This window comes from Plantibacter sp. Mn2098 (genome assembly GCF_049319745.1).
Classification (GTDB): Bacteria; Actinomycetota; Actinomycetes; order Actinomycetales; family Microbacteriaceae; genus Plantibacter.
In genome coordinates, this window is record NZ_JBMOUH010000009.1 from 197,076 (window position 1) to 221,693 (window position 24,618).

Sequence of the window (24,618 nt, forward strand, 5' to 3'; positions counted from 1 at the left end):
GTCAGAGGAGTCCTTCTGCGAGCGGGCCGACCGCGAGGGCCGGGAAGTAGGTGAGCGCCGACACGATGACGACGGTGCCGATGAGGAGGCCGACGAACTGCGGCCGGTGGGTCGGCAGCGTGCCGGCCGTGACGGGGACGCGGTCCTGCTTCGCCAGGGAACCGGCGAGCGCGATCACGAACACGATGGGCAGGAATCGTCCGAGCAGCATCGCGACGGCGAGCGCCGTGTTGAACCACGGCGTGTTCGCGGTGAGGCCGGCGAACGCCGAGCCGTTGTTGTTGGCGGCCGAGGTGAATGCGTAGAGGACTTCGCTGAAGCCGTGGACCCCGGAGTTCAGGATCGACGTGCCTTCGACGTTGCCGCGGACGGCGGGGATCGCGAAGCTCAGGGCCGTCCCTGCGAGGACGAGGGTCGGCGTGGTGAGGATGTAGAGGCTCGCGAGCTTCATCTCCTTCGCGCCGAGCTTCTTCCCCAGGTATTCGGGCGTGCGTCCCACCATCAACCCGGCGAGGAACACCGCGATGATCGCGATCACGAGCATGCCGTAGAGACCGGAACCGACACCGCCGGGGGCGAGTTCGCCGAGCATCATGTTGATCATCGCCATCGCTCCGCCGAGCGGGGTGTAGCTGTCCGGCGTGGAGTTGATCGCGCCAGTGGACGTGAGGGTCGACGTCGAGTCGAACAGGGTCGATCCGATGATGCCGAAGCGCGCTTCCTTGCCCTCCATCGCGGCGCCGGCCGCGGCTGTCGCGGTACCGCCTCCTGCGACTTCGAACGCGGTCATCGCGACGACGGACACGAGGAACAGGGCGACCATCGCGGAGAGGATCGCGTAGCCCTGGCGGCGATCGCCGACCATGCGCCCGAAGGTGCGGGGGAGGGAGAACGGGATGACGAGCATCAACACGATCTGGAAGAGGTTGATCCACGGGGACGGGTTCTCGAACGGGTGGGCAGAGTTCGCGTTGAAGAACCCGCCGCCGTTGGTCCCGAGCATCTTGATGGCCTCCTGGGACGCCACCGGTCCGCCCGGGATCGACTGGGTCGCCCCGGCGATCGTGTGGACGCTCGTCGGATCCGCGAAGTTCTGGATGACCCCGCCAGCGACGAGGATGATCGCGGCGACGACGGAGAACGGCAGCAGGATCCGCACCGTGCCGCGGAGCAGGTCGACCCAGAAGTTGCCGATGGTGTCGGAGTGCTTGAGGGCGAAGCCGCGGACGAGGGCGATCGCGACGGCGATGCCGACCGCTGCGGACACGAAGTTCTGCACGGCGAGACCCGCCAGCTGCACGGTGTATCCGAGCGTCGCCTCAGGCGTGTACGACTGCCAGTTGGTGTTCGTGACGAACGAGATCGCGGTGTTGAACGACAGCGACTCCGGTACGGAGGGCAGTCCGAGCGCCGCGGGCAGGATGGGCTGGATGCGCTGGAGGACGTACACGAACAGCACGCCGATGAGCGAGAAGGCGAGCACGCTGCGCAGGTAGCTGCGCGGCGTCTGCGGTGACTTCGGGTCGACACCGGTGGCGCGGTACATCCACCGTTCGACCGCGAGGTCCTTCGTGGACGTGTAGACGTTCGCCATGTAGTCGCCGACAGGGCGGTACGCGACGACGAGGATGAGCGCGAGGGTCGCGAGCTGCAGGGCGAGGAGCAGGAATGGTGTCATGTCAGAACCGCTCCGGCTTCACAAGAGCGACGATGAGGTAGCCGATGGCCGCCACGGCGAGAACGGCGCTCGCGATGCCGATGACGATCACAGCTTCTCCACCGCCCATGCCACGAGGGCCACGAGGGCGAAGAGGGCGATGGCGCCCCCGATGAACACGATGTCGAGCATCGGACACACTCCAACCGGGTCGATCCGCGCTGAGGCGGATGGGCGGCGTTCGCCACCGGATGAGAGTCAACGCCCGCGCACGGCCCGCGTCTGCGATCCTCACGGTTTCCTCACGCCTTCCGGCCAGACCCTCACGGAGTACTCATAGGAAACGCCAGAACCGCCGCATCCCGAGTGGATGCGGCGGTTCTGGTGTGTCGCTGGTGTGTCTCTGGTGCGTGCCTGTCCGGTGCGCCCGATCAGTTCTTCGGAGCGATGATCGGACGGCCTCCACGGGCCGCGAGGGCCGCTGCGCCGAGGATGCCGGCGTTGTTGCGGTGCACGGCCGGGATGATCTCGGTGTCGAGTTTCAGCAGGGGGAGGAACTCGTCCGCGTGCTTGGACACGCCGCCGCCGACCACGAAGAGGTCTGGGGACAGCAGGAATTCGAGGCGCTCGTAGTACTTCTGCAGGCGCTTCGCCCACTTGTCCCAGCTGAGGTCGTCGCGTTCCTTGGCCGCGTACGATGCGCGGCTCTCCGCATCGTGCCCGTCGATCTCGAGATGGCCGAGCTCGGCGTTGGGGATGAGGGTGTGGTCGTAGATCAAGGCGGTGCCGATGCCTGTGCCGAGCGTGGTGAGGATGGTCAGGCCGCTGCGGTCCTTCGCCGCACCGAACTCGGTTTCGGCGTACCCGGCGGCGTCGGCGTCGTTCACGAACTGGATGTCGCGTCCGAGGCCCTTCTCGAAGAGCTTCTCGGCTTCGAGGCCGATCCACTTGTCCGAGACGTTCGCAGCGGACATGGTGCGACCGTTCTTCACGATCGCGGGGAAGCAGACGCCGAGCGGGAGGCTGTCGCCCGCGGGGGACAGCGCATCGAGGACGTCCTTGACGGTGCCAACGATGTCCTTCGGCTCACCGCCCTTCGGCGTCGGAAGCTTGACGCGTTCACTGAGGAGTTCGCCTGTGGAGAGGTCGACGACCGCTCCCTTGATACCGGTTCCCCCGATGTCGATGCCGACAGCGGACTGGGGAGCGTTGTTCGTCATGCCACCACCCTATTCCTCGTCGGGCGCTATTCCCCGGTGGGGAGTGTGAGGATCTCCGCGCCGCGCTCGGTCACGACGAGCGTGTGCTCGAACTGGGCGGTGAGTGAGCGGTCCTTCGTCGTGATGGTCCAGCCGTCCTCCCACTGATCCCAGTCGGCGGTCCCGAGCGTCAGCATCGGTTCGATCGTGAAGACCATCCCCGGCTCCATCACGGTGTCGAACTGGGGTGCGGAGTCGTAGTGCGGGATGATGAGGCCGGAGTGGAACGCGCGGCCGACGCCGTGACCGGTGAAGTCGCGGACGACGCCGTATCCGAAGCGCTTGGCGTAGGACTCGATCGTGCGGCCGATCACGTTCACCTGGCGGCCGGGAGCGACGGCCTTGATGCCGCGGGCGAGCGCCTCTCTCGTTCGATCGACGAGGAGCGTCGCGTCCTCCGACGCCTCGCCGACGATGAACGTCTTGTTGCTGTCGCCGTGCACGCCGTTCCGGAATGCCGTGATGTCGATGTTGACGATGTCGCCGTCGCGGAGCACGGTGTCGTCCGGGATGCCGTGACAGATGACCTCGTTGACGGAGCTGCAGATGGATTTCGGGAATCCGCGGTAGCCGAGCGTCGACGGGTAGGCGCCGTGCGACACGACGTAGTCGTGACCGATGGCGTCGAGCTCGTCGGTCGTCACGCCGGGGCGGATGGCTGCGCCGACCGCCATGATGGCGTCCGCTGCGATGCGACCGGACTCGCGGATGAGCTCGATGTCCTCCGGGGAGTAGACGTCTCCGCCCGTGTACGGCGACGGCGCGGCGCGTCCGACGTATTCCGGGCGGGGGATGTCGGTCGGCACGGTGCGCTGGCGGCCGATTCGGCCGGCGATCAGGTGACCGAAACTGTCGTAAGGCATAGGATCAAGCCTATCCGAGCAGGGGAGTGGGACCATGGCACAGGCGCCTTCAGAGCAGTACTGGTACAACGTGAAGACCGGGGCGGTCGAGTTCGGGTACGCGTCGCCGTCGTTGGATCGCGTCGGCCCGTTCGAAACCCACGAGGCGGCCGAGCACGCGCTCGAGAAGCTGCGCGCGAACAGCGCCAAGTGGGCTGCAGAGGACGCCGCAGAAGACTGAGCCTCCGCGCGCACCCGATCTGCATATCCGTCGTCTGCCGGATCTGATCAACCCCTTTCGCGGGGCAGCCGTTCAGTGGATGATGAACCCGAACGACGGCGTGTGATCGGGGGACGGCGATGCGGGTGCGGGCAGGGACTGATCGAGCAGGTCATCGAGCGGCTCATCGAGCAGAACGGTCTGGGGAGCGGATCCCCGCGCGGCGAACGGCGGGACGGTCGTCCAGGTTGCGTGCCGTGCTCGTCGCGGTGGGCGTCGGTGTCGCCGCCGGTCTCCTCGGAGTGGTCGCTCCGGCGGTCGGCCCGGTGGGCGGATCAGCGGGAGCCCCGGCCACATCGGCCGCGCGAGCAGCATCGACCGCGACCGACGACTGTGTGATGACGGTGCCGCCCGGGTCGACCTGCGGTGTGCTGTCGGTCCCGGAGACCCGTGGCATCGAAGGCACACCGACCGTTCGGCTGCCGTACGTCGTCGTCCCAGGCGCACATGGCGAGGACACCGTGCCGCCGGTCGTCGTGCTGCTCGGCTCCACGGCGTTCGCGGACCTCGACGTGGTGGGACTGACCACGACGCTCGGACTCTCCACCGACCGCGACGTCGTGTTCGTCGAGCGTCGGGGCGGTGCGTCGGCGAAACCGGCGCTGCGCTGTGCGGCCGCCGTGGACGTGCTGTCCGGTGTGTTCGCGGAACCGACGTCGAGGAAGACGGCCGTCTCGCGGATGACCGGCGCCGTCGAGGGATGCGCGAAGCGCTGGGCGGCCGACGGGCTGACGGTCGCGTCCTTCGGCGTCGAGCAGTCGGCGAACGATCTCATCGAGCTTCGGCACGAGCTCAGGTACCCGTCGTGGTTCGTCTACGCGTCCGGCACGGCCGCGCCCGTCGCCGCCCGCGCTGCCGCCATCGACCCGAAAGGCGTCTCCGGGGTCGTGCTGGACGCCCCCGTGTTCGACGGCGGCAATCTTCGACCGTCCACTGGCCTCGGGTCTGCTGCTGCACTCGCGTCAGCGGTCGCCGCTGCCGACCGCGCGCCGCATCGTGTGCCCGGATGGCGGCCGGTGGTGCTGAACGGCGACACGCTGGAGGCCGTGGTCGATGCGGCGGCCGCCGACCCCGCCCGACAGGCGGCGCTGCCGCTCGCACTCGCCACCATCGCGAACGGCGGAACGTCCGCCCTCGACGCCATCGTGGAGCCGGCGGTGTCGACGATCATCACGCCGGACGTCGTCTCGCGATGGCTCGCCACGTGCGCCGCCCCCTATCGACCGGTCGCGGCCGACGGTGTCGGGACGACCCTCCTCGCCGATCTCACCGCGGCGAGCTGTGCGGGTGCCGGGATCCCGATCACCCCGCAGGCCGACGCCGCGGTCCTGGCCGGCGAACGTCCGACGCTCATCCTGGACGAGGGCGGGACGGCCGCGGCCGACTCGGTCGAATCGCTCTCGTTCCCGGCAGCCGACCGGTCGACCTTCCCCGGCGCGGGTTCTCCGATCCTCACGACGAGCAGTTGCGGTTCACTCGTCGTCCGGGCCTGGCTGGCAGACCCGTCGTCGTTCCGTTCCGGTCTGTGCGCGGTGGACGACGCCGCCGTGCGTGTGCTCGCGGCGGCGGACACCCACCCGAGCCCGAGGCTCGCGGCTGCTGTCGCCTCCGCGCCTGCGCAATCCGCGGCGGTGTTCGCGGTGCCCGTCGTCTTCGGCGTGGTGAACCTGTTCTGGGCCATCGGCTGGCTCGTGCCGACGATCGGCGCGATCCTCAGACGGCAACCCGTCCTCGGGCGTCTTGCGACCGGGATCGCACCGGTGTTCGGCTCGGTCTGGTTCATCGGGTGCGCCGTCGCCGTGCTCCAGAACGTGCACTCGTCTCCGGCCACCGTGCTCCTCGGAGTCCCGGCCGCCGTGCCCTGGTTGTCGATCATGCTCGTGCTCGGCGGGTTCGGGCTGACACCGGTCTGGCAGCGGGCGCCTCGGGGACGCCGCCTCGCGGTCTTCGTGTTGTCGGCGCTCTGGGCCGCCACGGCGGCGTGGGTCGTCTGGTTCGTGTTCGGATGGGCGTGACACGCACGGAAACGGGGTTGAAACCAGTACCCTAGTCACAGGCCGACGGCCAGAGGAAGAGGGCAGATGGATAAGCAGCGCGACTTCGTTCTCCGCACGATCGAGGAGCGGGGAGTCAAGTTCGTCAGACTCTGGTTCACCGACGTCGTCGGCACACTGAAATCGGTCGCGATCGCGCCGGCAGAGGTCGAGGGCGCGTTCACGGAGGGCCTCGGTTTCGACGGCTCCGCGATCGAGGGTCTGAGCCGTTCGTTCGAGTCTGACCTGCTCGCGCATCCGGACCCCACCACGTTCCAGATCCTCCCGTGGCGCGGCGAGATCGACCCGACGGCCCGCATGTTCTGCGACATCACGACACCCGACGGGCAGCCGGCCGTCGCCGATCCCCGCAACGTGCTGAAGCGCACACTCGCGAAGGCCGCGGACATGGGCTTCACGTTCTACACGCACCCCGAGATCGAGTTCTACCTGCTGAAGTCGTCGCAGTACGGCGTCAACGGCCCGGAGCCGGTCGACTCCGCCGGCTACTTCGACAACGTCCCCGGCGGCACCGCGCACGACTTCCGTCGTCGTTCCGTCCGTATGCTCGAGGACCTCGGCATCTCGGTCGAGTTCAGCCACCACGAGGCCGGCCCTGGTCAGAACGAGATCGATCTGCGCTACGCGGACGCCCTGACGACCGCGGACAACATCATGACCTTCCGCACCGTCATCAAGGAGGTGGCGATCGAGCAAGGCGTCTACGCGACGTTTATGCCGAAGCCGCTCGTGCACCAGCCCGGCAGCGGCATGCACACGCACATGTCGCTCTTCGAGGGAGACGCCAACGCGTTCTACGAGGCCGGCGCGCAGTACCAGCTCTCGAAGACCGGCCGCCAGTTCATCGCCGGTCTGCTCACGCACGCCCCGGAGATCACGGCCGTCACCAACCAGTTCGTCAACTCCTACAAGCGGCTCTGGGGCGGCGTCGGACCGAACAAGCTCTCCGAGGCGCCGAGCTTCGTCTGCTGGGGCCACAACAACCGCTCCGCGCTCGTCCGCGTCCCGCTCTACAAGCCCAACAAGGGCCAGAGCGCGCGCATCGAGTACCGTGCCATCGACTCTGCAGCGAACCCGTACCTCGCCTTCTCGCTTATGTTGGCCGCCGGCCTCAAGGGCATCGAAGAGGGCTACGAGCTCCCACCGGAGGCCGAGGACAACGTGTGGACGCTGTCCGACACCGAGCGTCGTGCGCTCGGCTACAACGCGCTCCCGGCGAGCCTCGACCGTGCGGTCAGCCTGATGGAGGGATCCGAACTCGTCGCCGAGACGCTCGGCGAGCAGGTGTTCAACTACGTGCTGCTGAACAAGCGTCAGGAATGGCAGGAGTATCGGGCGCAGGTGACCCCGTTCGAGTTGGCGAGCAACCTCGAGATGCTCTGATCCGCACGTTGACGAGGCCATGACCAGGCGGGAGAACATCGCCCTGAGCACACTCGCGAGACTCGGGTTCACCGAGTTGAGCGCTGCGAGGGAGCGTCTCGAGGAATTGAACGGCATCGTGCCGTTCGACGTCGATGTCGTGATGCCGTCGTTCGCCAGGAGCGCCGATCCGGACGCTGCCCTGCAGGGCGTCGTTGCGGTCGCGAGGACCGCGCAGGAGCGCGTCGGCCGATTGCTCGCCGACGCCGATTCTGCGGATCGCCTCCTCCGGCTGTTCGGTGCATCTCGCGGGTTCGTGGACTTCTTCATCCGTCGCCCGGAGCAGCTCGACGTCTTCACGATCGCTGAACCGGTGCTGCCGACCCTCGCCGAAGCCAGGGAGCGGATCCTCGGGAGCGTCGGGGCCGTCGACGGCTTCGCCTCGGTCATCGAGGAACCGGCGTGGGACGCACTGCGTGTGGAGTACCGTCGCCTCCTCGCAGAGGTCGCCCTGTTCGACCTCTGCTCCCCGGATCCCGTCGCAGTGCTCGACCTCGTCGCGTCGTCGCTCGCCGACCTCGCGGCGGCAGCGCTCGATGCCGCAATCGCCGTGGCCAGGACGCAGTCGAGCGGCCCGCGCGGCCCAGGGATGTTCCCCCGCGACGACGTCGCGGCCACACGGTTCGCCATCATCGGGATGGGCAAGGCCGGTGCTCAGGAGCTCAACTACGTGAGCGACGTCGACGTCATCTTCGTGGCGGAGGGCGATGAGACCGCCGGCCTGGAGAACGGCCGTGCCGTCGACATCGCGACCAGACTCGCCATCCTCACGATGCGGGGGATCGATCAGGCGAGCGTCGAACCCGGCCTGTGGGAGGTCGATCCGAACCTGCGTCCGGAGGGTAAGGCCGGAGCGCTCGTCCGCACCTTGGAATCGCACATCGTCTATTACGACCGGTGGGCGAAGAGCTGGGAGTTCCAGGCGCTGCTGAAGGCCAGGGCGATGGCCGGTGACCTCGAACTCGGCGGCAGGTACATCGCAGCCCTCCAACCGAAGGTCTGGGACAGCGCCTCCAGGGAGGGCTTCGTCGGATCGGTGCAGCGTATGCGCGAGCGCGTGACGGAGAACATCCCGCCGGAGGACGTCCACTACCAGTTGAAGCTCGGCCCTGGTGGGCTCCGCGACATCGAGTTCACCGTCCAGCTGCTGCAGCTCGTGCACGGCCAGGCGGACGACACCGTGCGGCAGCGGAGCACCCTGCAGGCCCTCGACGGCCTCGCGACGGCCGGGTACATCGGCCGCGCGGAGGCGGGGGAGTTCGCGGGGGACTACCGGGTGCTCCGCGTCCTCGAGCACCGGTTGCAGCTGACGAGACTGCATCGCACCCACCTCATGCCGCGCGATGAGCCGAGTCTGCGCGCGCTCGCCCGCGCGAGCACGCTCGCGACGAGCGCCGATGGGCTGACCACCAGGTGGGAGGCGACGAAGCACGAGGTGCGGCAGCTCCACGAGCGGCTCTTCTACCGGCCGCTGCTGTCCGCGGTCGCTGCGCTGCCAGAGGGCGGCATGAGTCTCACGAGCGATCAGGCGGAGGCCAGACTCGCGGCGATCGGCTTCCTCGACGCGAGAGGCGCGCTCGCCCACATCGCGGCGCTCACCGCCGGTGTGTCGCGGCGCGCGACGATCCAACGCCACCTCCTGCCGGTGATGCTCGGCTGGTTCGCGGACGGCGCCGACCCCGACTACGGCCTCCTCGCGTTCCGGCGCCTGAGCGAGGCTCTCGGGGAGTCGCACTGGTTCCTGCGGATGCTCCGCGATTCCTCCGGCGCGGCCGAGCGGCTCACGCGCGTGTTGTCCGGCTCCCGGTTCATCGGCGAGCTCATGGATCGGATCCCGGAGTCCGCCGCGTGGCTCGCCGGCGACGACGAACTGCAGCCGCGGTCGCGGGCTGCGCTCGAGGAGGAGGCTGCGTCGATCCTCCGGCGCCATGAGAGCGCGGAGAGTGCTGCCGGCGCCCTCAGAGGGATCCGACGCCGCGAGGTGCTCCGGGTCGCCATGTCATCGACCGTCGGGCTGCTCGACGTCGAGCGCCTCGCGACGGCGCTCACCGACATCTCGACCGTGACGCTCGAGGGCGTGTTGAGCGCCGCGCGCGATATCGGCGGCGTGGGCCGGGACATCGAATTCGCCATCATCGCGATGGGGCGGTACGGCGGCGCAGAGCTCGGCCTCGGTTCAGATCTCGACCTCATGTACGTGTACCGGGCGGGCGACGTCGACCCGCAGGCCGCGCAACAGGCGGCGCAGACGCTCGCGGGCGAGCTCAAACGGCTGACGGAGGACGCGCGGCTCCCGCTCGACCTCGACCTCGGGCTTCGGCCGGAGGGCAAGAACGGACCCGTCGTCCGCTCGCTGGACTCCTACCGCGCGTACTACGAGCGCTGGTCGCTCACCTGGGAGGCCCAGGCGCTCCTGCGGGCACGTGGCGTTGCGGGGGACCGCGCGCTCGTGACCGACTTCGAGACGCTCGCGGATACGGTCAGGTATCCGGTCGCGGTGAGCGAGCAAGCCGTCCGCGAGGTCAAACGGATCAAGGCGCGGGTGGAGAGCGAGCGGCTGCCGCAGGGCGCCGACCCGACGCGTCACCTGAAACTCGGGCGTGGTTCATTGAGCGACGTCGAGTGGTACGTGCAGCTCCTGCAGATGCAGTTCGGGGCGGAGACGGTCGGCCTCCGGACGACGTCGACCCTCCACGCACTGGCCGCAGCCGTCGAGGCCGAGCTGGTCGAAGCCTGGGCTGCCGAACGACTGCGAGCCGCGTGGATCTTCGCATCGCGCGCACGCTCCGCGATGACCCTCTGGCTCAACAAGACGCAGGACGTGCTGCCGAGCGACCGCCAACAACTCGATGGCGTCGCTCGCCTCCTGGAATACCCGCCCGGCTCCGCGAGCGTCCTGGAACAGGACTACCTCGCTGTCACGAGGCGCGCTCGCGCGGTCTTCGAACTCGGTTTCTACGGCATCGAGAGCCCGGCTGCGGTCGACCCGGGAACCACGCGCTGACCCACTGCAGTGCCGGCCGCTGTGCCGAACCTTCGCCGATCGCACGGCGTTGCCCTGCCGTTCCTCGGCGCTCAGGGGCGATGACTGCGGCGCGAGATGCGTTCCGTATGTAAATTCTTCACGCCGTGACGTGGGGGACACATCGCCCTGAAACGGTATGTCTCGTCGACCACTAAAACTTGGTTGCGCGACTCATTTCAGGTCATGATCGGGTTGAGATCACCCCTCGGTAATCCCTGCCTTATCAGGTGGTTCACAGCATCGTGTCCACCCAAGTGCGGACGTCATCTCGACGCATTCTGTGCCTCCGACCAGGACAAAAACCGTGTCCTCATTCGTGCCGACACTGGTCCCCAAAGGTGCGGACACGGGTCCGCAGAGTGGGGGACTACGAACATGTTTCCAATATGTTTCGGGCATGTTACGCCGCCTTGCCCCCTGTTCGGGGGTATCGCCACAATCGAGCCAACACCCGCCCGCACCTGCCTCCCCGACGATGTGGAACGCACACGCACCGACCGATTGCTACCGAGGGGACGCCCGTGTTCATCTTCATCCTGCAAATACGCCACATGTTGGGAGGTCATCCCGAGCTCTACATGTTCGCGGTGTACTCCGCCCTGATCTGGATCCTGTGGATCATCAAAGTGGTGCTCTCATCGCGATACCGCCCGTACACGGAGTCGCCCAACCTGACCACGAGCGTCGTCGTCCCCGTGGTCGACGAACCGCTCGACCTGTTCCGCGATGTCATCGGCCGGATGGTCGAGCAGGGCCCTGACGAGATCATCGTCGTCATCAACGGCGCCAAGAACCCCGCACTCGAAGGCGTGTGCGAGGAGTTCGCCCCGGCCGTCCGCTGGGTACACACGCCGATCCCCGGGAAGCGCAACGCCGTGATGATCGGCACGGAGCTCTCCACGGGTGACATCACCGTGCTCGTGGACTCCGACACGGTCTGGACGGAAGGCACGCTCAGCGAGCTGCTCAAGCCCTTCTCCGACGCCCGTGTCGGCGGCGTCACGACCCGCCAGCGGATCCTCGAGCCTGAGCGCAGCTGGATCACCCGCTGGGCCGACTGGTTGGAGAACTCGCGAGCGCTCTACTCCATGCCGGCGCAGAGCGTGCTCGGACAGATCGGCTGCCTCCCCGGCAGGACCATCGCGTTCCGACGCACGATCCTGGCGAAGGTCATGGACAAGTTCATGACCGAGCGCTTTATGGGGGTGTTCCTCGAAGTGTCCGATGACCGCACGCTCACGAACCTCACCCTCAAGGAGGGCTACCGCACGGTTTACCAGTACACGAGCCTCGTCTACACCGACGCCCCGCTCCAGGTGAAGAAGCTCTTCAAGCAGCAGCTCCGGTGGGCGCGCGGCAGCCAGTACAACACGCTGCGCATGCTCCCGTGGATGCTCGCGCACGCGCCGATGCTCGCGCTCTTCTTCGTGATGGACATCATCCTGCCGTTCCTGCTCGCCGGTGTCATCGGCGGCTGGATCTACCGGGCCTTCACCGGCCAGGGGTACAACTTCTACGAGGGCTTCCTCGCCGAGTACGGCATCCAGGTCGGGATCGTCTTCGTCGTCGGACTGATGGTCGTCTCCTCCGTCGTCAGCATGGCGATCAGACAGATGCGTCACCTCGCCGAGAAACCGTCTGACTTCCTGCGCCTCCCGGTGTTCATCATCGTCTCGACGTTCTTCCTGATGCCGATCCGCCTCATCGGCTTCTTCCGCATGGGACACGCGAGTGGTTGGGGCACCCGTGCCGGCGCCTACGCCGGCGGCGACCAGGACGAGCAACTCGCGCAGGAGGCTGCCGCATCCTCCGGCCCTGCACCAACGCCAGGACCGGTGGCGTCCGAGACCGACGGCGTCGCAGCGGTCGAGTCGATGTTCGGTGCCGATCCGACCGTCGCTGGCGCACCGGGTGCGGCCACGACCGTCCTCGAGCGCACGGAGATCGAGACGACCACCCGTCGTGCAGCAGCCGGCCGGGCGCCTCGCGCGGCCAAGCGCAAGCTCAATCCGAAAGCGGCCATCCCGTACGTGATCGGAATCGCGATCTTTGCAGTGGAGGCGATGTTCATTGTCTAGTCACTTCAGCTCCTGGTGGGCGACGAGCAAGAAGCACTCGCGTGGCAGCATCGCCGCGGCGAGCGGCCTCGTCGCCATCCTCGTCATCATCACCGGCATCGTGTGGGTCTCGCCGGAGAAGGTGCAGCAGGCCCTCGTCGAAACCGCCGAGAGCGCCGTCCGCACGGTCAACCCGCTCGCGCTGGAGAACGACAAGCTGCAGAAGAAGGTCGACACGCTGCAGGGCACCCTCAGCTCGCAGAAGACCTCGTTCACGAACGAACGCACCAACTATGTCAAGCAGCTCGCCGATCAGGCGAAGCAGCTCGCGAGCGCTCAACAGCGCGCGACGAGCGCCGAGCGGGCCCTGGCGGATGCCAAGTCGAAGCCGGCGACGCAACCGTCCGGTTCCACGGGCGGTGCTCCGAAACCGGGCAAGCCGGGCAACACCGGCGGCAACGGGCCGACGCCCGTCACCGCGCCGAGCAAGGAGGAGCTCGTCTCGCCGACGAGCCGCTACTTCGGCCTGTACACCGAGCAGGCGCCGTTCAACTGGGCGACGCTCGACAACACCGCTGCGAAAATCGGCGTCCAGCCGGGACTCGTCGGGTACTTCCAGGGCTGGGACCAGCCGTTCCGCGCAGACGCCGTCACCCGGTCCTGGCAGAAGGGCGCCCTGCCGATGATGACCTGGGAGTCGCGGCCGATCACGTCGGGCAACGACCAGGTCAACGAGCCGGAGTACACGCTGCCGAAGATCCTCGGCGACCCCGACGCCGGTGTGCCTGGCGCCTACGACGACTACATCCGTCAGTACGCGAAGGACATCGTCGCGAACGGCCTCCCGCTCGCGATGCGGTTCAACCACGAGATGAACGGCATCTGGTACCCGTGGTCCGAGATGGACGGCAAGGGCAACCCGATCAACGGCAACCGCCCAGGAGATTACGTGAAGGTGTGGAAGCACGTCCACGACATCTTCGAGCAGGAGGGCGCGAACTCGCTCGTCATCTGGGTCTGGGCACCGAACATCATCAACAACCTGCCGGCGCACCACCAGAAGCCCGACTACCTCGCGAGCCTCTTCCCGGGCGACGACTACGTCGACTGGGTCGGCCTGTCCGGGTACCTGCGTCCGGCCTACAAGCCCGACAACGACTTCACCTTCGGATACACGTTCAACAAGAGCCTGAACGCGTTGAGGGCGCTGACGGCGAAGCCGATCGTCCTCGCCGAGGTGGGCGCCTCAGAGACCGGCGGCCACAAGCCGGCGTGGGTCAAGAGCGTCTTCGACGGCCTGAGCGAGCCCGCCAACGCCGACGTCATCGGCATCTCCTGGTTCAGTCTCGCCGTGACGACGTACGTCGAAGGCGTCCGGGGGACGAACGACTGGCGGGTCGACTCCCGAGCGGACAGCCTGGCGGCCTTCATCGCCGGGTTGACCAAACCGGAGGCCAACTTCGATCTGCGGCCGCCGTCGTGAGCAGGCGGACCCTCACCGATCCGGCCGCACCGGCCGACAACGCACATCCGTCGATCTCAGACACGAAGGAGCATTCCATGGACACGAACGACACGCCGCCCGCAGCCCGCACCACGGCCAAAGCGGCCAAGAACACCGCGAAGCACCCCTCCGACGACACCCAGACCCGTCCACGCATCAGCGTCATCGGCACCGGGTACCTCGGCGCGACGCACGCCGCTGCGATGGCGGAGATGGGCTTCGAGGTCATCGGCGTCGACACTGACCAGTCGAAAGTCGACGAACTGAGCCAGGGGCGCGTCCCGTTCTTCGAACCGGGGCTTCCGGAGCTCATCCTCCGCCACGTCGAGTCCGGGCGCCTGCGGTTCACGACCGACATCGCCGAAGCCACCGCGCTCTCCGACGTGCACTTCATCTGCGTCGGCACCCCGCAGCAGAAGGCGAGTTTCGCGGCGAACCTCAGCTACGTGGAAGCGGCGACGACCGCGGTTGCGGCGAACCTCACGCACGACGGCGTCATCGTCGGCAAGTCGACCGTCCCGGTCGGTACCGGTGCGCGCCTCCGCTCGCTCATCGCCGACGTCGTGCCGGCCGGCCTCGACGTCGAACTCGTCTGGAACCCGGAATTCCTCCGCGAGGGCAAGGCCGTCGACGACACGCTGCGGCCCGACCGGATCGTCTTCGGCGGGACGAGCGACCGCTCGGAGGCGGTGCTGCGCGCGGTGTACGAGGAACCGATCGCGAACGGCACCCCGGTGCTCGTCTGCGACCTGCCGACGGCCGAACTCGTCAAGGTGAGCGCGAACGCGTTCCTCGCGACCAAGATCTCGTTCATCAACGCGATCGCGGAGGTGTGCGAGGCGGCGGGCGCCGACGTCTCGATGCTGGCCGATGCGCTCGGTCACGACATCCGGATCGGACGCCAGTTCCTGAACGCCGGACTGGGCTTCGGCGGCGGATGCCTCCCGAAGGACATCCGTGCGCTGATGCACCGGTCGAGCGAACTCGGTGCATACGCGGCGGCCGGACTGCTGCAGCAGGTCGACGAGATCAACATGGGTCAGCGGCAGCGTGTCATCGATCGGGCGATCGAGGCGTGCGGCGGAACGGTGCTGAACCGGCGGATCGGTGTGCTCGGCGCGGCCTTCAAGCCGGACACGGACGACGTCCGCGATTCGCCGGCGCTCAACGTCGCCGCTGCGCTGCACCTGCGCGGTGCGCACGTCGTCGTCTTCGATCCTGCCGCGAACGACACCGCTCGTCGCAGCTTCCCGACCCTCGGATACGCGGACTCGGTCGAGGGCGCAATCGCCGGGGTCGACGCGGTGCTCGTGCTGACGGAGTGGCCGGAGTTCGTCGCTCAGGATCCCGCGACGCTCGCGTCGGTCGTTCGGACACCCGTCGTCATCGATGCTCGGAACTGCCTCGACGGTGCCGCCTGGAGGCGTGCCGGCTGGTCCTACGCTGGGCTCGGCCACGGTACCGCGTCGTTCGACGTCGCCCCGTCGTCTCCCGACCGCAAGCGAGAGCTCGTCTCCCGTTAGCGTCCGCCCGTCCTTCCGCCCCGCTCTCCCCATCCCAGCCCAGTCTGCGAGGGGAAGCGGGACGGGGATGATCAGAACGACAACGGCCCCGCAGTCCGAGGACTGCGGGGCCGTTGTCGTTGCGGTCAGTGACTACACGCCGTAGTAGAGCTCGAACTCGAACGGGTGCGGACGCTGTGCGAGGGGCTTGATCTCCTGCTCGCGCTTGTACTGGATCCAGGTCTCGATGAGCTCCGGAGTGAAGACGTTGCCGGCGAGGAGGAACTCGTGGTCCTCTTCGAGAGCCGTGAGCGCCTCACCGAGGGATGCGGGAACCTGGGGGATGTTCTTCGCCTCCTCGGGGGGAAGCTCGTACAGGTCCTTGTCGACGGGCTCGTGCGGCTCGATGCGGTTCTTGATGCCGTCGAGGCCGGCCATGAGCTGCGCGGCGAACGCGAGGTACGGGTTGCCGGAGGCGTCAGGGGCGCGGAACTCGATGCGCTTGGCCTTCGGGTTCGTGCCCGTGATCGGGATGCGGATCGATGCTGAACGGTTGCCGGCCGAGTAGACCAGGTTGACCGGAGCCTCGAAGCCGGGGACCAGGCGGTGGTAAGAGTTCACCGTCGGGTTCGTGAAGGCGAGCACGGCGGGAGCGTGCTTCAGGAGGCCGCCGATGTACCAGCGAGCCAGGTCGGACAGGCCGCCGTAGCCGTTCTCGTCGTAGAACAGGGGCTTGCCCTCGCTCCACAGCGACTGGTGCGTGTGCATGCCTGAACCGTTGTCGCCGAAGAGCGGCTTCGGCATAAACGTCGCCGTCTTGCCCCACTGCTCGGCCGTGTTCTTCACGATGTACTTGAACTTCAGGATGTCGTCTGCCGCGGCGACCATCGTGTCGAAGCGGTAGTTGATCTCGGCCTGGCCGCCCGTGCCCACCTCGTGGTGGCTGCGCTCGAGGATGAGACCGGCGTCGATCAGCTTGAGGCAGATGTCGTCGCGGAGGTCGGCCTGCTTGTCGACCGGGCTGACGGGGAAGTAGCCGCCCTTGTAGGGGGTCTTGTTGGCGAGGTTTCCGCCTTCTTCGGCGCGGCCGGTGTTCCAGGCGCCCTCTTCGGAGTCGACCGAGTAGAAGCTCGAGTGCTGGTTCACTTCGTAACGGACGTCGTCGAAGATGTAGAACTCTGCCTCTGGGGCGAAGAACGCGGTGTCGGCGATGCCGGTGGAGGCGAGGTACTTCTCAGCCTTCTTGGCGACCTGGCGAGGGTCCTTCGAGTAGATCTCGCCGTTGCGCGGGTTGTAGATGTCGAACACCATGATGAGCGTGCGCTCGGCGCGGAAGGCGTCGATGTAGGCCGTGGAGACATCCGGGATGAGCTGCATGTCCGACTCGTGGATGTTTGCGAACCCACGGATGGACGAGCCATCGAACAGCTGGCCGACGGTGAAGAACTCCTCGTCAACAGTGTTGGCCGGGATGTTGAAGTGCTGCTGCACACCGGGGAGGTCGGTGAAGCGGATGTCGAGGAACTTGACATCGGTGTCCTTGATGAACTTGAGCACCTCGGAAGAATCACTGAACATGTGAATGGCTCCAATGGATTGGTACTGAGGAGGCTGCACAGCGCAGCCACCTGCGAGACTACGGGCGAGCGGTTACCCACCCGTGACACCCATGTTTCGTGGATGTTACGAGAATCTCCGCTCGAATAGACTGTCATAGTGTCAGACTCCCCGCGCAATGCCCGTACGTTCGGTGACCTACCACCCAGCGGATACCCAGGGGAGCGGCTCGGCCTTCCCGAGCGAGGTCCTCGTTCCGTCGGCCGCGCTGGGCGCAGGATCGGCGCCGTCGCGATCGATTGGGCGATCGCTGCGATCGTGTCGTTGACGTTCTTCAACTACGACGGTTTCGCGACGCTCATCGTGTTCGGGATCATGCAGATCGTGTTCATCCCGACGATCGGCGGCAGCATCGGCCACCGCATCTGCGGCATGCGCGTCATCCCGCTGCAAGGCGGCTGGGTCGGCGTGTGGCGCCCGGCGCTCCGCACGGTGCTGCTGTGCATCGTCGTCCCGGCGCTCGTCTGGGATTCGGATCAGCGTGGGTTCCACGACAAGATCGCCGGCACCGTGCTCATCAGGATGCGCTGACCGACTCCATCGAAGACTAACGACGAATCCCCGGCCGTCTCAGCTGAATGCTGAGGCGACCGGGGATTCCTGTCTGTGTACGGGGGACTAGCGGACGCGCTGCGGGCGGACCTTGGACGGGTCGACGCCCTTAGGGATGGGCAGCTGCGATCCGAACGAGGAGAGACGGTTGCTGACGGCGAGCACCTCGGGGTTCGTGAGCGCCTTCTTGACCTTGCGCAGCTGCGAGGACAGCTGGCGCAGCGGAACGGAGTCGGCGTCCGGGCCGACGTGGAACACGCTGACCGGGACGTTCGGGAGGATGCGGGCGACCTTGCGCTTCTCGTCCTCGAGGAGCTTGGAGGTGCGCGTCTTGGGGCCTTCGGCGATGAGGGCGACGCCGCCACGGCCGACGGCACGGTAGATGGCGTCCTGCGTCTTGGGGTTGACGGCGACGGGCATCTCGCTCGCCTGCCAGGAGCGCGGGGCTGCACGGAGCACCTGGCCGACGGCACCCGGGCGTCCCTCGATCTGCGTGTAGACGACGCGGTCCGCGCGACGCGTGAGGGTGAAGAGCGCCGCGAGGACACCACCGAGCACACCGGCGATGATCCACATCACGAGCGCGAAGACGTTGCCTGCCGAGAAGAGCAGCGCGACGACGAGTCCAACGAGGATCGGCAGCAGGAACGCGCCGAGCATCAACCACTGCGCCGCCTTGTCATGGCGACGGGTGAGCTGAAACACTTGCCAGAGCTGCTTGAAGCGACCTGGTTCCTTCTGCGCCTGTGCGGGTGTGTCCTTAGCCATACTGACAGGATACCCGGTGCGCGGGGCTCCGGCTGCTGCGTCTTCCTCCACAGGCGCCTCCTCCTCGCGAAGCATCCACAGCTTCACGGTTCCACCGTTCTGAGCGGGCGACCGGGGGCAGGATCGCCCTATGCGAACGCTGAATCCCACCCGCAACCACCCACCCGTGCCCACGCCAGATGCCGTCGGCTCGTGGGGCTGGCTGAGTGCGCTCGCACGGCTGCGGCATCCGCACATCCAACGACTGATCGATCTGAACGATGCAGGAGGCGGTCGGCCGGAAGCCGTGTTCGAAGCGCTGGCCGGCGGAGACCTCCCGAGCCTGTTGCATCGACGGGTGACGATCGCGCCGGGTGAGGCCGTGACGATCCTGGCTCCGCTGGTCGATGCCGTCCGCGCTGCGCACACGAGCGGCGTCGCGCATCGTCGAATCACGGCCTCAGCGATCTTGTTCGATCGATTCGGCCGACCCGTCCTGTGTGGATGGGAACACGCCGCCGTGTTGACGGCGACGGGTGCGGCTGAGGATTGGCGAGCGCTCAGCGGTGTGGCCAGGGAAGTGATCGCATCCGCTGCTCCTGGCACCGAGGGTCGGGACTGTTCCGTCGAAGACGTCCGGGTGACGGCGGGTCCTCCCGACGCATCGCACGAGGCGTTCGGGACGGGTGATGTCGCTTCACGTCTTGAGCGATGGATTTTCGACCTCGCGCGGCCGCTCCCGGTACTGCTGGCGGACGGGATGCCGGAACGGGACCCGCTGCCGGTGTCCCGACGTCGAGCAGCGAGCGGCGTCGCGACCTCGGATCAGGAGCAGCGGCGGTGATGTCGAGAGCGGTGGTCTGGGCATCCGCTCTGCGCGACGCCACGCGCGGGCTGGCGGCTCGATCCGGTCGCTCACACCGGCGACGGAGACGACTCATCGCCTACGGGCTCTCCCTCGCGACGGTCGGCACGATCGGTGTGCTGCTGGCGATGTCGTCGGGGGACCGGACCGCGGGTGGCCCGGCAGCAGCTTCCATCGTGACGGTGCCCACACCGACCGCGTCATCGAAGTCGTCAGCGGGCGGCCCCTCGTCCGGCACCCCAGAACCTGCAGCCAGCCCCGTCCCCTCCGTGATCCCGATCGGAGAAGCTGATGCTGGCGCGGATCTGGATGCCGCGCTCGACGCTGACGACCCCTTGGCCGCCGGTCGTATCCTCGTCGACCTTCGCGAAGCGTGCCTCGACGGATCAGATCCTGAATGCGTGGGTCAGGTCGATGAGCCGGGGTCTGCGATCGAAGTCGCCGACCGACTGATGCTCGCTGGAGCAACGCCCTCAGGGGCGCCCAGGACGGTTGTGGACGCCTCGTCGCTTCGGCTGATCGGTGCGCAAGGGGATGCCGCGATGCTCGGGGCAGATGTCGTGCCGGAGTCGGCCCCAGCCGGAACAACAGAACGCCAGCCCGTCACGATCCTCGTGATGAGGACCGAGACGGGCTGGCGTCTGCGTGAGGTGTTCAGCGCGTAGCTGTCAACGCTCAGTAGCCGAGCGAACCCTCGAAGTCGCCTGCCTCCAGGCGGGTCTTCACGGCGGTGAGGAAGCGGGCAGCGTCCGCGCCGTCGATGATGCGGTGGTCGTAGCTCAGCGCGAGGTAAACCGTCGAGCGGATCGCGATCGCGTCCTGTCCACCGACCGAGATGACGGCAGGCTTCTTGACGACGATGCCGGTGCCCAGGATGGCCGACTGCGGCAGGAACACGACGGGCGTGTCGAACAGCGCGCCGCGCGAACCCGTGTTGGTCAACGTGAACGTGCCACCGGACAGCTCGTCCGGCTGCAGCTTGTTGTCACGCGTGCGCTGGGCGAGGTCGGCGATCTCGGCGGCGAGCGTTGCGATCGACTTCGAGCTCGCGTCACGGATGACGGGGGTCAGCAGACCACGCTCGGTGTCGACGGCGATGCTCACGTTCTCGGTCGCCGGGTACACGATGTCCGTGCCGTCGACCGTCGCGTTGATGATCGGGTACGTCTTCAGCGCCTCGCTGGCCGCGAGTGCGAAGAACGGCAGGAAGGACAGCTTGTTGCCGGTCTTCGCGAGGAAGTCGGCCTTCACCGCGTCGCGGAAGCGTGCGACGTTGGTGACGTCCACCTCGACGACGGTCGTCAGCTGGGCCGTGCCCTGCATCGACGCGACGGCGCGCTCTGCAACGACCTTGCGCAGACGCGTCATCGGCTGGGTCGTGCCGCGCAGCGGCGAGACCTCGACGACGGCCGGAGCGGCTGCTGCCGATGCGGAGCCGGTGCTCGCGCCGGCCTGGAGGACATCCTCCTTGCGGATTCGTCCGCCGACGCCGGTGCCCGTGACGTTCGCCAGGTCGACGCCGTGCTGGTTGGCGAGGCGACGGACGAGCGGCGTGACGTAGCCGGAGTTGACCGAACCGCCCTGCGCAGCAGGGGCTGCGGCAGGCGCAGCAGCCGGAGCTGCCGGAGCGGCAACCGGTGCCGCAGCTGCCGGAGCAGGAGCGGCGGGTGCAGCCGGTGCCGGAGCCGCGGGGGCCGCCGGAGCGGCCGCAGCGGGTGCGGGCTCGGGGGTCGGCGCGGGCGCCGGTGCTGCCGGAGCAGCAGGTGCGGCCTCGACGGGCGCCTCGGTGGAGGGGACCTCCGCGACGGGCTCTGCCGCCGGGGCTGCAGGCGCCTCGGCAGGGGCTTCTGGCTCGGCAGCGGCCGAACCGGAACCGTCGCCGATCGTGACCAGCGGGGTTCCGACCTCGACGGTCTCGTCCTCCTGGACCAGGATGGCTTCGATGATGCCGGCAACGGGCGAGGGGATCTCGGTGTCCACCTTGTCGGTGGAGACTTCGAGCAGCGGCTCGTCGACCTCCACCGTGTCGCCGACGTTCTTGAGCCAGCGGGTTACCGTGCCCTCTGTGACACTCTCGCCGAGTGCCGGGAGGCTGACGGATTCGCTCATGACGTTGTCTCCTTTGAAACCTGTTCTGTGTTCATTGCCTGGTGGGGTGTTGTCTGCATCGTGCTTACAGCGCGTGCAGAGGCTTGCCCGCGAGGGCCAGGAAGGCCTCGCCGAGCGCCTCGTTCTGCGTGGGGTGTGCGTGGATGAGCGGTGCGATGTCCTCCGGGTATGCCTCCCAGTTGACTGCGAGCTGACCCTCTGCGATGAGTTCACCGACGCGAGCGCCGATCATGTGCACACCGATGACGGGACCGTCGTTGACGCGGACGACCTTGACGAGTCCGCTCGTGCCGATGATCTCGCTCTTGCCGTTGCCGGCGAGGTTGTAGTCGTACGCCGTGATCTTGTCGGCACCGTACTGCTCGGCCGCCTTGGCCTCGCTGAGGCCGACCGATGCAACCTCCGGGTCGCAGTAGGTGACCTTGGGGATGTTGACGTCGGGGATGATGACCGGGTTCAGGCCGGCCAGTTCCTCCGCGACGAAGATGCCCTGCTGGAAACCGCGGTGCGCGAGCTGCAGGCCGGGGACGATGTCGCCGACGGCGTACACGCCGGGGATGTTCGTCTCGAGGCGGTCGTTCGTGGGGACGAAGCCGCGGTCGAGCGTGACGCCGACCTCTTCGAAGCCCATGTTGGCGGTGGACGGGCCGCGGCCGACGGCGACGAGCATAAGATCTGCGTCGAAGGTCTTGCCGTCTTCGAGCGTGATGTGCACGCCCTCGTCGTCCTGCGTGACGCCCTGGAAGCGCACACCGAGCGAGAACTCGATGCCGCGCTTGCGGAACGCGCGCTCGAGGAGCTTCGAGATGGCCTCGTCCTCGTTGGGGACGAGGTGGGGGAGCGCCTCGATGATGACGACCTCTGCGCCGAAGGACTTCCAGACGCTTGCGAACTCGACGCCGATGACGCCGCCGCCGAGGACGGCGACCTTCTTCGGGATGAAGTCGAGGCCGAGGGCCTGCTCGCTCGTGATGACCTTGCCGCCGATCTCGAGACCGGGGAGCGAGCGGCTGTAGGAGCCGGTGGCGAGGATGATGTTCTTGCCGACGATCGTGTCGTCGCCCACCTGGACGGTCGTGGGGGAGGTCAGGCGGCCTTCGCCCTCGATCGTGGTGATGCCGCGGGTCTTGACGAGGCCCTGGAGTCCCTTGTACTTCTTGGCGACGATGCCTTCACGGTACGAGGTGACGCCGGCGATGTCGACGCCGTCGAACGTGGTGTTGACGCCGTACTTGGACGACTCACGCGAGACGTCTGCGACCTCTGCAGCGTGCAGCAGGGCCTTGGTGGGGATGCAGCCGCGGTGCAGACACGTTCCACCGACCTTGTCCTTCTCGATGAGACCGACGCTGAAGCCCAGCTCGCTTGCGCGAATCGCAGCGGCATAACCACCGCTTCCGCCGCCGAGGACTACCAGGTCAAATTTCTGCTCGGACACTCCGTTTGCTCCTTGTATCTGTGCTTCGTGGGCGTTTGGCAACCGTCTGGGTGTGGGCGGTGTCGTGGCAAGTCGAGTTGCCCCTATGACCTTACTACGCGCGGGAAAAGTCCTCGGCCATAGCCAGGAGTGTCCGCACGGCGACACCCGTCGGACCCTTGGTCGTGAAGCCGGACGGTCCGTCGGAGCGGTCACCGGTTCCGGCGATGTCGAGGTGCGCCCACGGGATGCGGGTGTCGTCCTCGTCCGAGCGCGTTCCGACGAACTCCTGGAGGAACACCCCGGCGATGAGTGCGCCGGCGGCGGTGTTGCCAGGCTTGACGTTCGCGATGTCGGCGATGTCCGAGGAGATGACCTCGCGGAGCTCGGGGGGAAGGGGCATGGGCCAGAGCTGTTCGCCCGTCGCCTCGCCTGTTGTGATGAGGTCCGTCACGAGGTCGACGTCGCCCATCACGGCCGTGTAGGTCCGGCCGAGGGCGACGACGGCCGCCCCGGTGAGCGTCGCGACGTCGATGATGGCGTCCGGGTGCTCCTCGCTCGCGGCGACGAGGCCGTCTGCGAGGACCAGGCGGCCCTCCGCATCGGTGTTGAGGACTTCGACGGTGCGTCCGCCGCGGATGGTGAGGACGTCGTTCGGGCGGATCGCGGTGCCGGATGGGAGGTTCTCGGCGAGGCAGAGCCACGCCGTCACGCGGACGGGCAGTCGGAGTTCGGCGACGGCTTTGAGCACGGCGAGCACGGTGGCGGCGCCGAGCATGTCGTACTTCATGCCCACCATCGAGGTCGGCGGCTTGAGGGAGAGTCCGCCGCTGTCGAAGGTGATGCCCTTGCCGACGAGCGCGAGGTGCGTTTCGGCGCCCTCCGGGCTGTAGGCGAGTTTGACCAGGCGGGGGAGGCGGGAGGATCCCTGACCGACGCCGAGGATGCCGCCGAAGCCGTCGGCTTCGAGAGCGTGTTCGTCCCACACGGTCACCTCGACGGGGAGGTCGGCGACGGCGGCCTGCGCTGCCTCGGCGAAGCTCTCCGGGAACAGGTCGAGCGGGGAGGTGTTGCCGAGGTCCTTGACGAGGGCGATGGCCGATGCCACAGCGACTGCGTGCTCGGTGCCGACCTCGAACTCCTCAGGGACCACAACGGTGATCTGCGACACCGCGTCCTTGGGGGTGGGGGAGCCGGTGCCCTTGGAGGCCGTGAACCGGTACGTGCCGAGGGCTGCGCCCTCAAGGGCCGCCTCGGCCTCGTCCGAGCCGGGGAAGGGGATCGCGATGACCACGTGCGCGGACCCGGCGAGCTTGCGGGTGGCTGCGCCTGCAGCACGGCGGACGGCGTCGGCGTCGTAGACCTTGCCGAGTCCGATGACGGCGATCGCGGTGCTCGCGCCGATCGTGTCCGGGAGGCGGACCAGCTCATCGGCCGCGCCCGTGACACCGATGACGTCGAGCTGGTCCGTGATGGAGGCGTACGCGTCGGGGGCGAGCAGTGTGGGCCCGTCCGGGCCGGACGTCGCTCCGATCACAAGCACATCGGCTTCGATCTCCTCGGCCGGCGTGGACAGGACCTGGAGCGTTGGAAGCGTCATGACTCCATCGTATGCGCGGGTCGGCGAGGACGCCGTGGCTCGGCCGGTGTGTTCGCTCTCGGCTGTTGTCCGACCGCGGTCGGCTCTCCGACGCGCCTTTAGAGTTGAA

Annotated in this window: 19 protein-coding genes; 10 read left to right on the forward strand and 9 right to left on the reverse strand. The window is 67.6% G+C overall.

Annotation, left to right across the window (positions count from 1 at the left end; translation table 11 throughout):
* Window position 1: 1 nt before the first annotated feature.
* The 4 genes from kdpA to map all read right to left on the reverse strand — a co-directional run bounded on the left by kdpA (window position 2) and on the right by map (window position 3,779).
* Window positions 2–1,678 (reverse strand): potassium-transporting ATPase subunit KdpA, encoded by a 1,677-nt coding sequence (kdpA, locus tag ACL9RL_RS15255; protein WP_422781121.1) that lies wholly within the window; start codon window positions 1,676–1,678, stop codon window positions 2–4.
* A gap of 1 nt (window position 1,679) precedes the next feature.
* The gene (kdpF, locus tag ACL9RL_RS15260; protein ID WP_422781122.1) at window positions 1,680–1,787 is read right to left on the reverse strand and encodes a K(+)-transporting ATPase subunit F; all 108 of its coding nucleotides are present in this window, start codon (window positions 1,785–1,787) and stop codon (window positions 1,680–1,682) included.
* Between the two features lie 301 nt (window positions 1,788–2,088).
* Window positions 2,089–2,877 (reverse strand): polyphosphate--glucose phosphotransferase, encoded by a 789-nt coding sequence (gene ppgK / locus ACL9RL_RS15265; RefSeq protein ID WP_422781123.1) that lies wholly within the window; start codon window positions 2,875–2,877, stop codon window positions 2,089–2,091.
* A 26-nt stretch (window positions 2,878–2,903) separates the two neighbouring features.
* Window positions 2,904–3,779 (reverse strand): type I methionyl aminopeptidase, encoded by an 876-nt coding sequence (gene map / locus ACL9RL_RS15270; protein WP_422781124.1) that lies wholly within the window; start codon window positions 3,777–3,779, stop codon window positions 2,904–2,906.
* A 34-nt stretch (window positions 3,780–3,813) separates the two neighbouring features.
* Between map and ACL9RL_RS15275 the strand changes: the two genes are divergently transcribed.
* The 7 genes from ACL9RL_RS15275 (at window position 3,814) to ACL9RL_RS15305 (ending at window position 15,623) form a co-directional block, all read left to right on the forward strand.
* Window positions 3,814–3,999: an SPOR domain-containing protein gene (locus ACL9RL_RS15275; protein ID WP_422781125.1), complete on the forward strand. Its 186-nt coding sequence runs from the start codon at window positions 3,814–3,816 to the stop codon at window positions 3,997–3,999.
* A 236-nt stretch (window positions 4,000–4,235) separates the two neighbouring features.
* Window positions 4,236–6,053 (forward strand): hypothetical protein, encoded by a 1,818-nt coding sequence (locus ACL9RL_RS15280; protein ID WP_422781126.1) that lies wholly within the window; start codon window positions 4,236–4,238, stop codon window positions 6,051–6,053.
* 66 nt (window positions 6,054–6,119) lie between these two features.
* Window positions 6,120–7,475, forward strand: a complete 1,356-nt coding sequence (locus ACL9RL_RS15285; protein WP_422781127.1) for a glutamine synthetase family protein — start codon at window positions 6,120–6,122, stop codon at window positions 7,473–7,475.
* A gap of 19 nt (window positions 7,476–7,494) precedes the next feature.
* Window positions 7,495–10,518 (forward strand): bifunctional [glutamine synthetase] adenylyltransferase/[glutamine synthetase]-adenylyl-L-tyrosine phosphorylase, encoded by a 3,024-nt coding sequence (locus tag ACL9RL_RS15290; RefSeq protein WP_422781128.1) that lies wholly within the window; start codon window positions 7,495–7,497, stop codon window positions 10,516–10,518.
* A 542-nt stretch (window positions 10,519–11,060) separates the two neighbouring features.
* Entirely contained in the window at window positions 11,061–12,617 is a 1,557-nt protein-coding gene (locus ACL9RL_RS15295; protein ID WP_422781129.1) for a glycosyltransferase family 2 protein, read from the forward strand.
* Window positions 12,610–14,079: a glycosyl hydrolase gene (locus ACL9RL_RS15300; protein ID WP_422781130.1), complete on the forward strand. Its 1,470-nt coding sequence runs from the start codon at window positions 12,610–12,612 to the stop codon at window positions 14,077–14,079. Before ACL9RL_RS15295 ends, ACL9RL_RS15300 begins: the two co-directional genes overlap by 8 nt.
* 77 nt (window positions 14,080–14,156) lie before the next feature.
* The gene (locus tag ACL9RL_RS15305; protein ID WP_422781131.1) at window positions 14,157–15,623 is read left to right on the forward strand and encodes a UDP-glucose dehydrogenase family protein; all 1,467 of its coding nucleotides are present in this window, start codon (window positions 14,157–14,159) and stop codon (window positions 15,621–15,623) included.
* A 132-nt stretch (window positions 15,624–15,755) separates the two neighbouring features.
* Here the strand turns inward: ACL9RL_RS15305 and glnA are convergent, their stop codons facing one another.
* Complete coding sequence (gene glnA / locus ACL9RL_RS15310) at window positions 15,756–17,180, reverse strand: type I glutamate--ammonia ligase (RefSeq protein ID WP_422781132.1); 1,425 nt, start codon at window positions 17,178–17,180, stop codon at window positions 15,756–15,758.
* 138 nt (window positions 17,181–17,318) lie between these two features.
* Between glnA and ACL9RL_RS15315 the strand changes: the two genes are divergently transcribed.
* A complete protein-coding gene (locus ACL9RL_RS15315; RefSeq protein ID WP_422781133.1) occupies window positions 17,319–17,750 on the forward strand; it encodes an RDD family protein in 432 nt (143 codons plus the stop codon).
* Between the two features lie 87 nt (window positions 17,751–17,837).
* Here the strand turns inward: ACL9RL_RS15315 and ACL9RL_RS15320 are convergent, their stop codons facing one another.
* A complete protein-coding gene (locus tag ACL9RL_RS15320) occupies window positions 17,838–18,539 on the reverse strand; it encodes a DUF4191 domain-containing protein (RefSeq protein ID WP_422781134.1) in 702 nt (233 codons plus the stop codon).
* A 166-nt stretch (window positions 18,540–18,705) separates the two neighbouring features.
* Between ACL9RL_RS15320 and ACL9RL_RS15325 the strand changes: the two genes are divergently transcribed.
* The gene (locus ACL9RL_RS15325; protein ID WP_422781135.1) at window positions 18,706–19,362 is read left to right on the forward strand and encodes a hypothetical protein; all 657 of its coding nucleotides are present in this window, start codon (window positions 18,706–18,708) and stop codon (window positions 19,360–19,362) included.
* The gene (locus tag ACL9RL_RS15330) at window positions 19,362–20,048 is read left to right on the forward strand and encodes a hypothetical protein (protein WP_422781136.1); all 687 of its coding nucleotides are present in this window, start codon (window positions 19,362–19,364) and stop codon (window positions 20,046–20,048) included. The genes ACL9RL_RS15325 and ACL9RL_RS15330 overlap by 1 nt, the downstream gene beginning before the upstream one ends.
* A gap of 10 nt (window positions 20,049–20,058) precedes the next feature.
* On the opposite strand, the gene ACL9RL_RS15335 is transcribed toward ACL9RL_RS15330, so the two are convergent.
* The 3 genes from ACL9RL_RS15335 to ACL9RL_RS15345 all read right to left on the reverse strand — a co-directional run bounded on the left by ACL9RL_RS15335 (window position 20,059) and on the right by ACL9RL_RS15345 (window position 24,509).
* Complete coding sequence (locus ACL9RL_RS15335; protein ID WP_422781137.1) at window positions 20,059–21,492, reverse strand: 2-oxo acid dehydrogenase subunit E2; 1,434 nt, start codon at window positions 21,490–21,492, stop codon at window positions 20,059–20,061.
* Window positions 21,493–21,556: 64 nt separating this feature from the next.
* The gene (gene lpdA, locus ACL9RL_RS15340; RefSeq protein WP_422781138.1) at window positions 21,557–22,930 is read right to left on the reverse strand and encodes a dihydrolipoyl dehydrogenase; all 1,374 of its coding nucleotides are present in this window, start codon (window positions 22,928–22,930) and stop codon (window positions 21,557–21,559) included.
* Between the two features lie 94 nt (window positions 22,931–23,024).
* Window positions 23,025–24,509, reverse strand: coding sequence for a leucyl aminopeptidase (locus ACL9RL_RS15345; protein WP_422781139.1), 1,485 nt, complete (start codon window positions 24,507–24,509; stop codon window positions 23,025–23,027).
* Window positions 24,510–24,618: the final 109 nt, after the last annotated feature.

Coding starts and splice junctions, on each gene's coding strand:
- kdpA (WP_422781121.1), bottom strand. CDS start 1,678: ATGACACCATTCCTGCTCCTCGCCCTGCAGCTCGCGACCCTCGCGCTC.
- kdpF (WP_422781122.1), bottom strand. CDS start 1,787: ATGGGCGGTGGAGAAGCTGTGATCGTCATCGGCATCGCGAGCGCCGTT.
- ppgK (WP_422781123.1), bottom strand. CDS start 2,877: ATGACGAACAACGCTCCCCAGTCCGCTGTCGGCATCGACATCGGGGGA.
- map (WP_422781124.1), bottom strand. CDS start 3,779: ATGCCTTACGACAGTTTCGGTCACCTGATCGCCGGCCGAATCGGCCGC.
- ACL9RL_RS15275 (WP_422781125.1), top strand. CDS start 3,814: ATGGCACAGGCGCCTTCAGAGCAGTACTGGTACAACGTGAAGACCGGG.
- ACL9RL_RS15285 (WP_422781127.1), top strand. CDS start 6,120: ATGGATAAGCAGCGCGACTTCGTTCTCCGCACGATCGAGGAGCGGGGA.
- ACL9RL_RS15290 (WP_422781128.1), top strand. CDS start 7,495: ATGACCAGGCGGGAGAACATCGCCCTGAGCACACTCGCGAGACTCGGG.
- ACL9RL_RS15305 (WP_422781131.1), top strand. CDS start 14,157: ATGGACACGAACGACACGCCGCCCGCAGCCCGCACCACGGCCAAAGCG.
- glnA (WP_422781132.1), bottom strand. CDS start 17,180: ATGTTCAGTGATTCTTCCGAGGTGCTCAAGTTCATCAAGGACACCGAT.
- ACL9RL_RS15320 (WP_422781134.1), bottom strand. CDS start 18,539: ATGGCTAAGGACACACCCGCACAGGCGCAGAAGGAACCAGGTCGCTTC.
- ACL9RL_RS15330 (WP_422781136.1), top strand. CDS start 19,362: ATGTCGAGAGCGGTGGTCTGGGCATCCGCTCTGCGCGACGCCACGCGC.
- ACL9RL_RS15335 (WP_422781137.1), bottom strand. CDS start 21,492: ATGAGCGAATCCGTCAGCCTCCCGGCACTCGGCGAGAGTGTCACAGAG.
- ACL9RL_RS15345 (WP_422781139.1), bottom strand. CDS start 24,509: ATGACGCTTCCAACGCTCCAGGTCCTGTCCACGCCGGCCGAGGAGATC.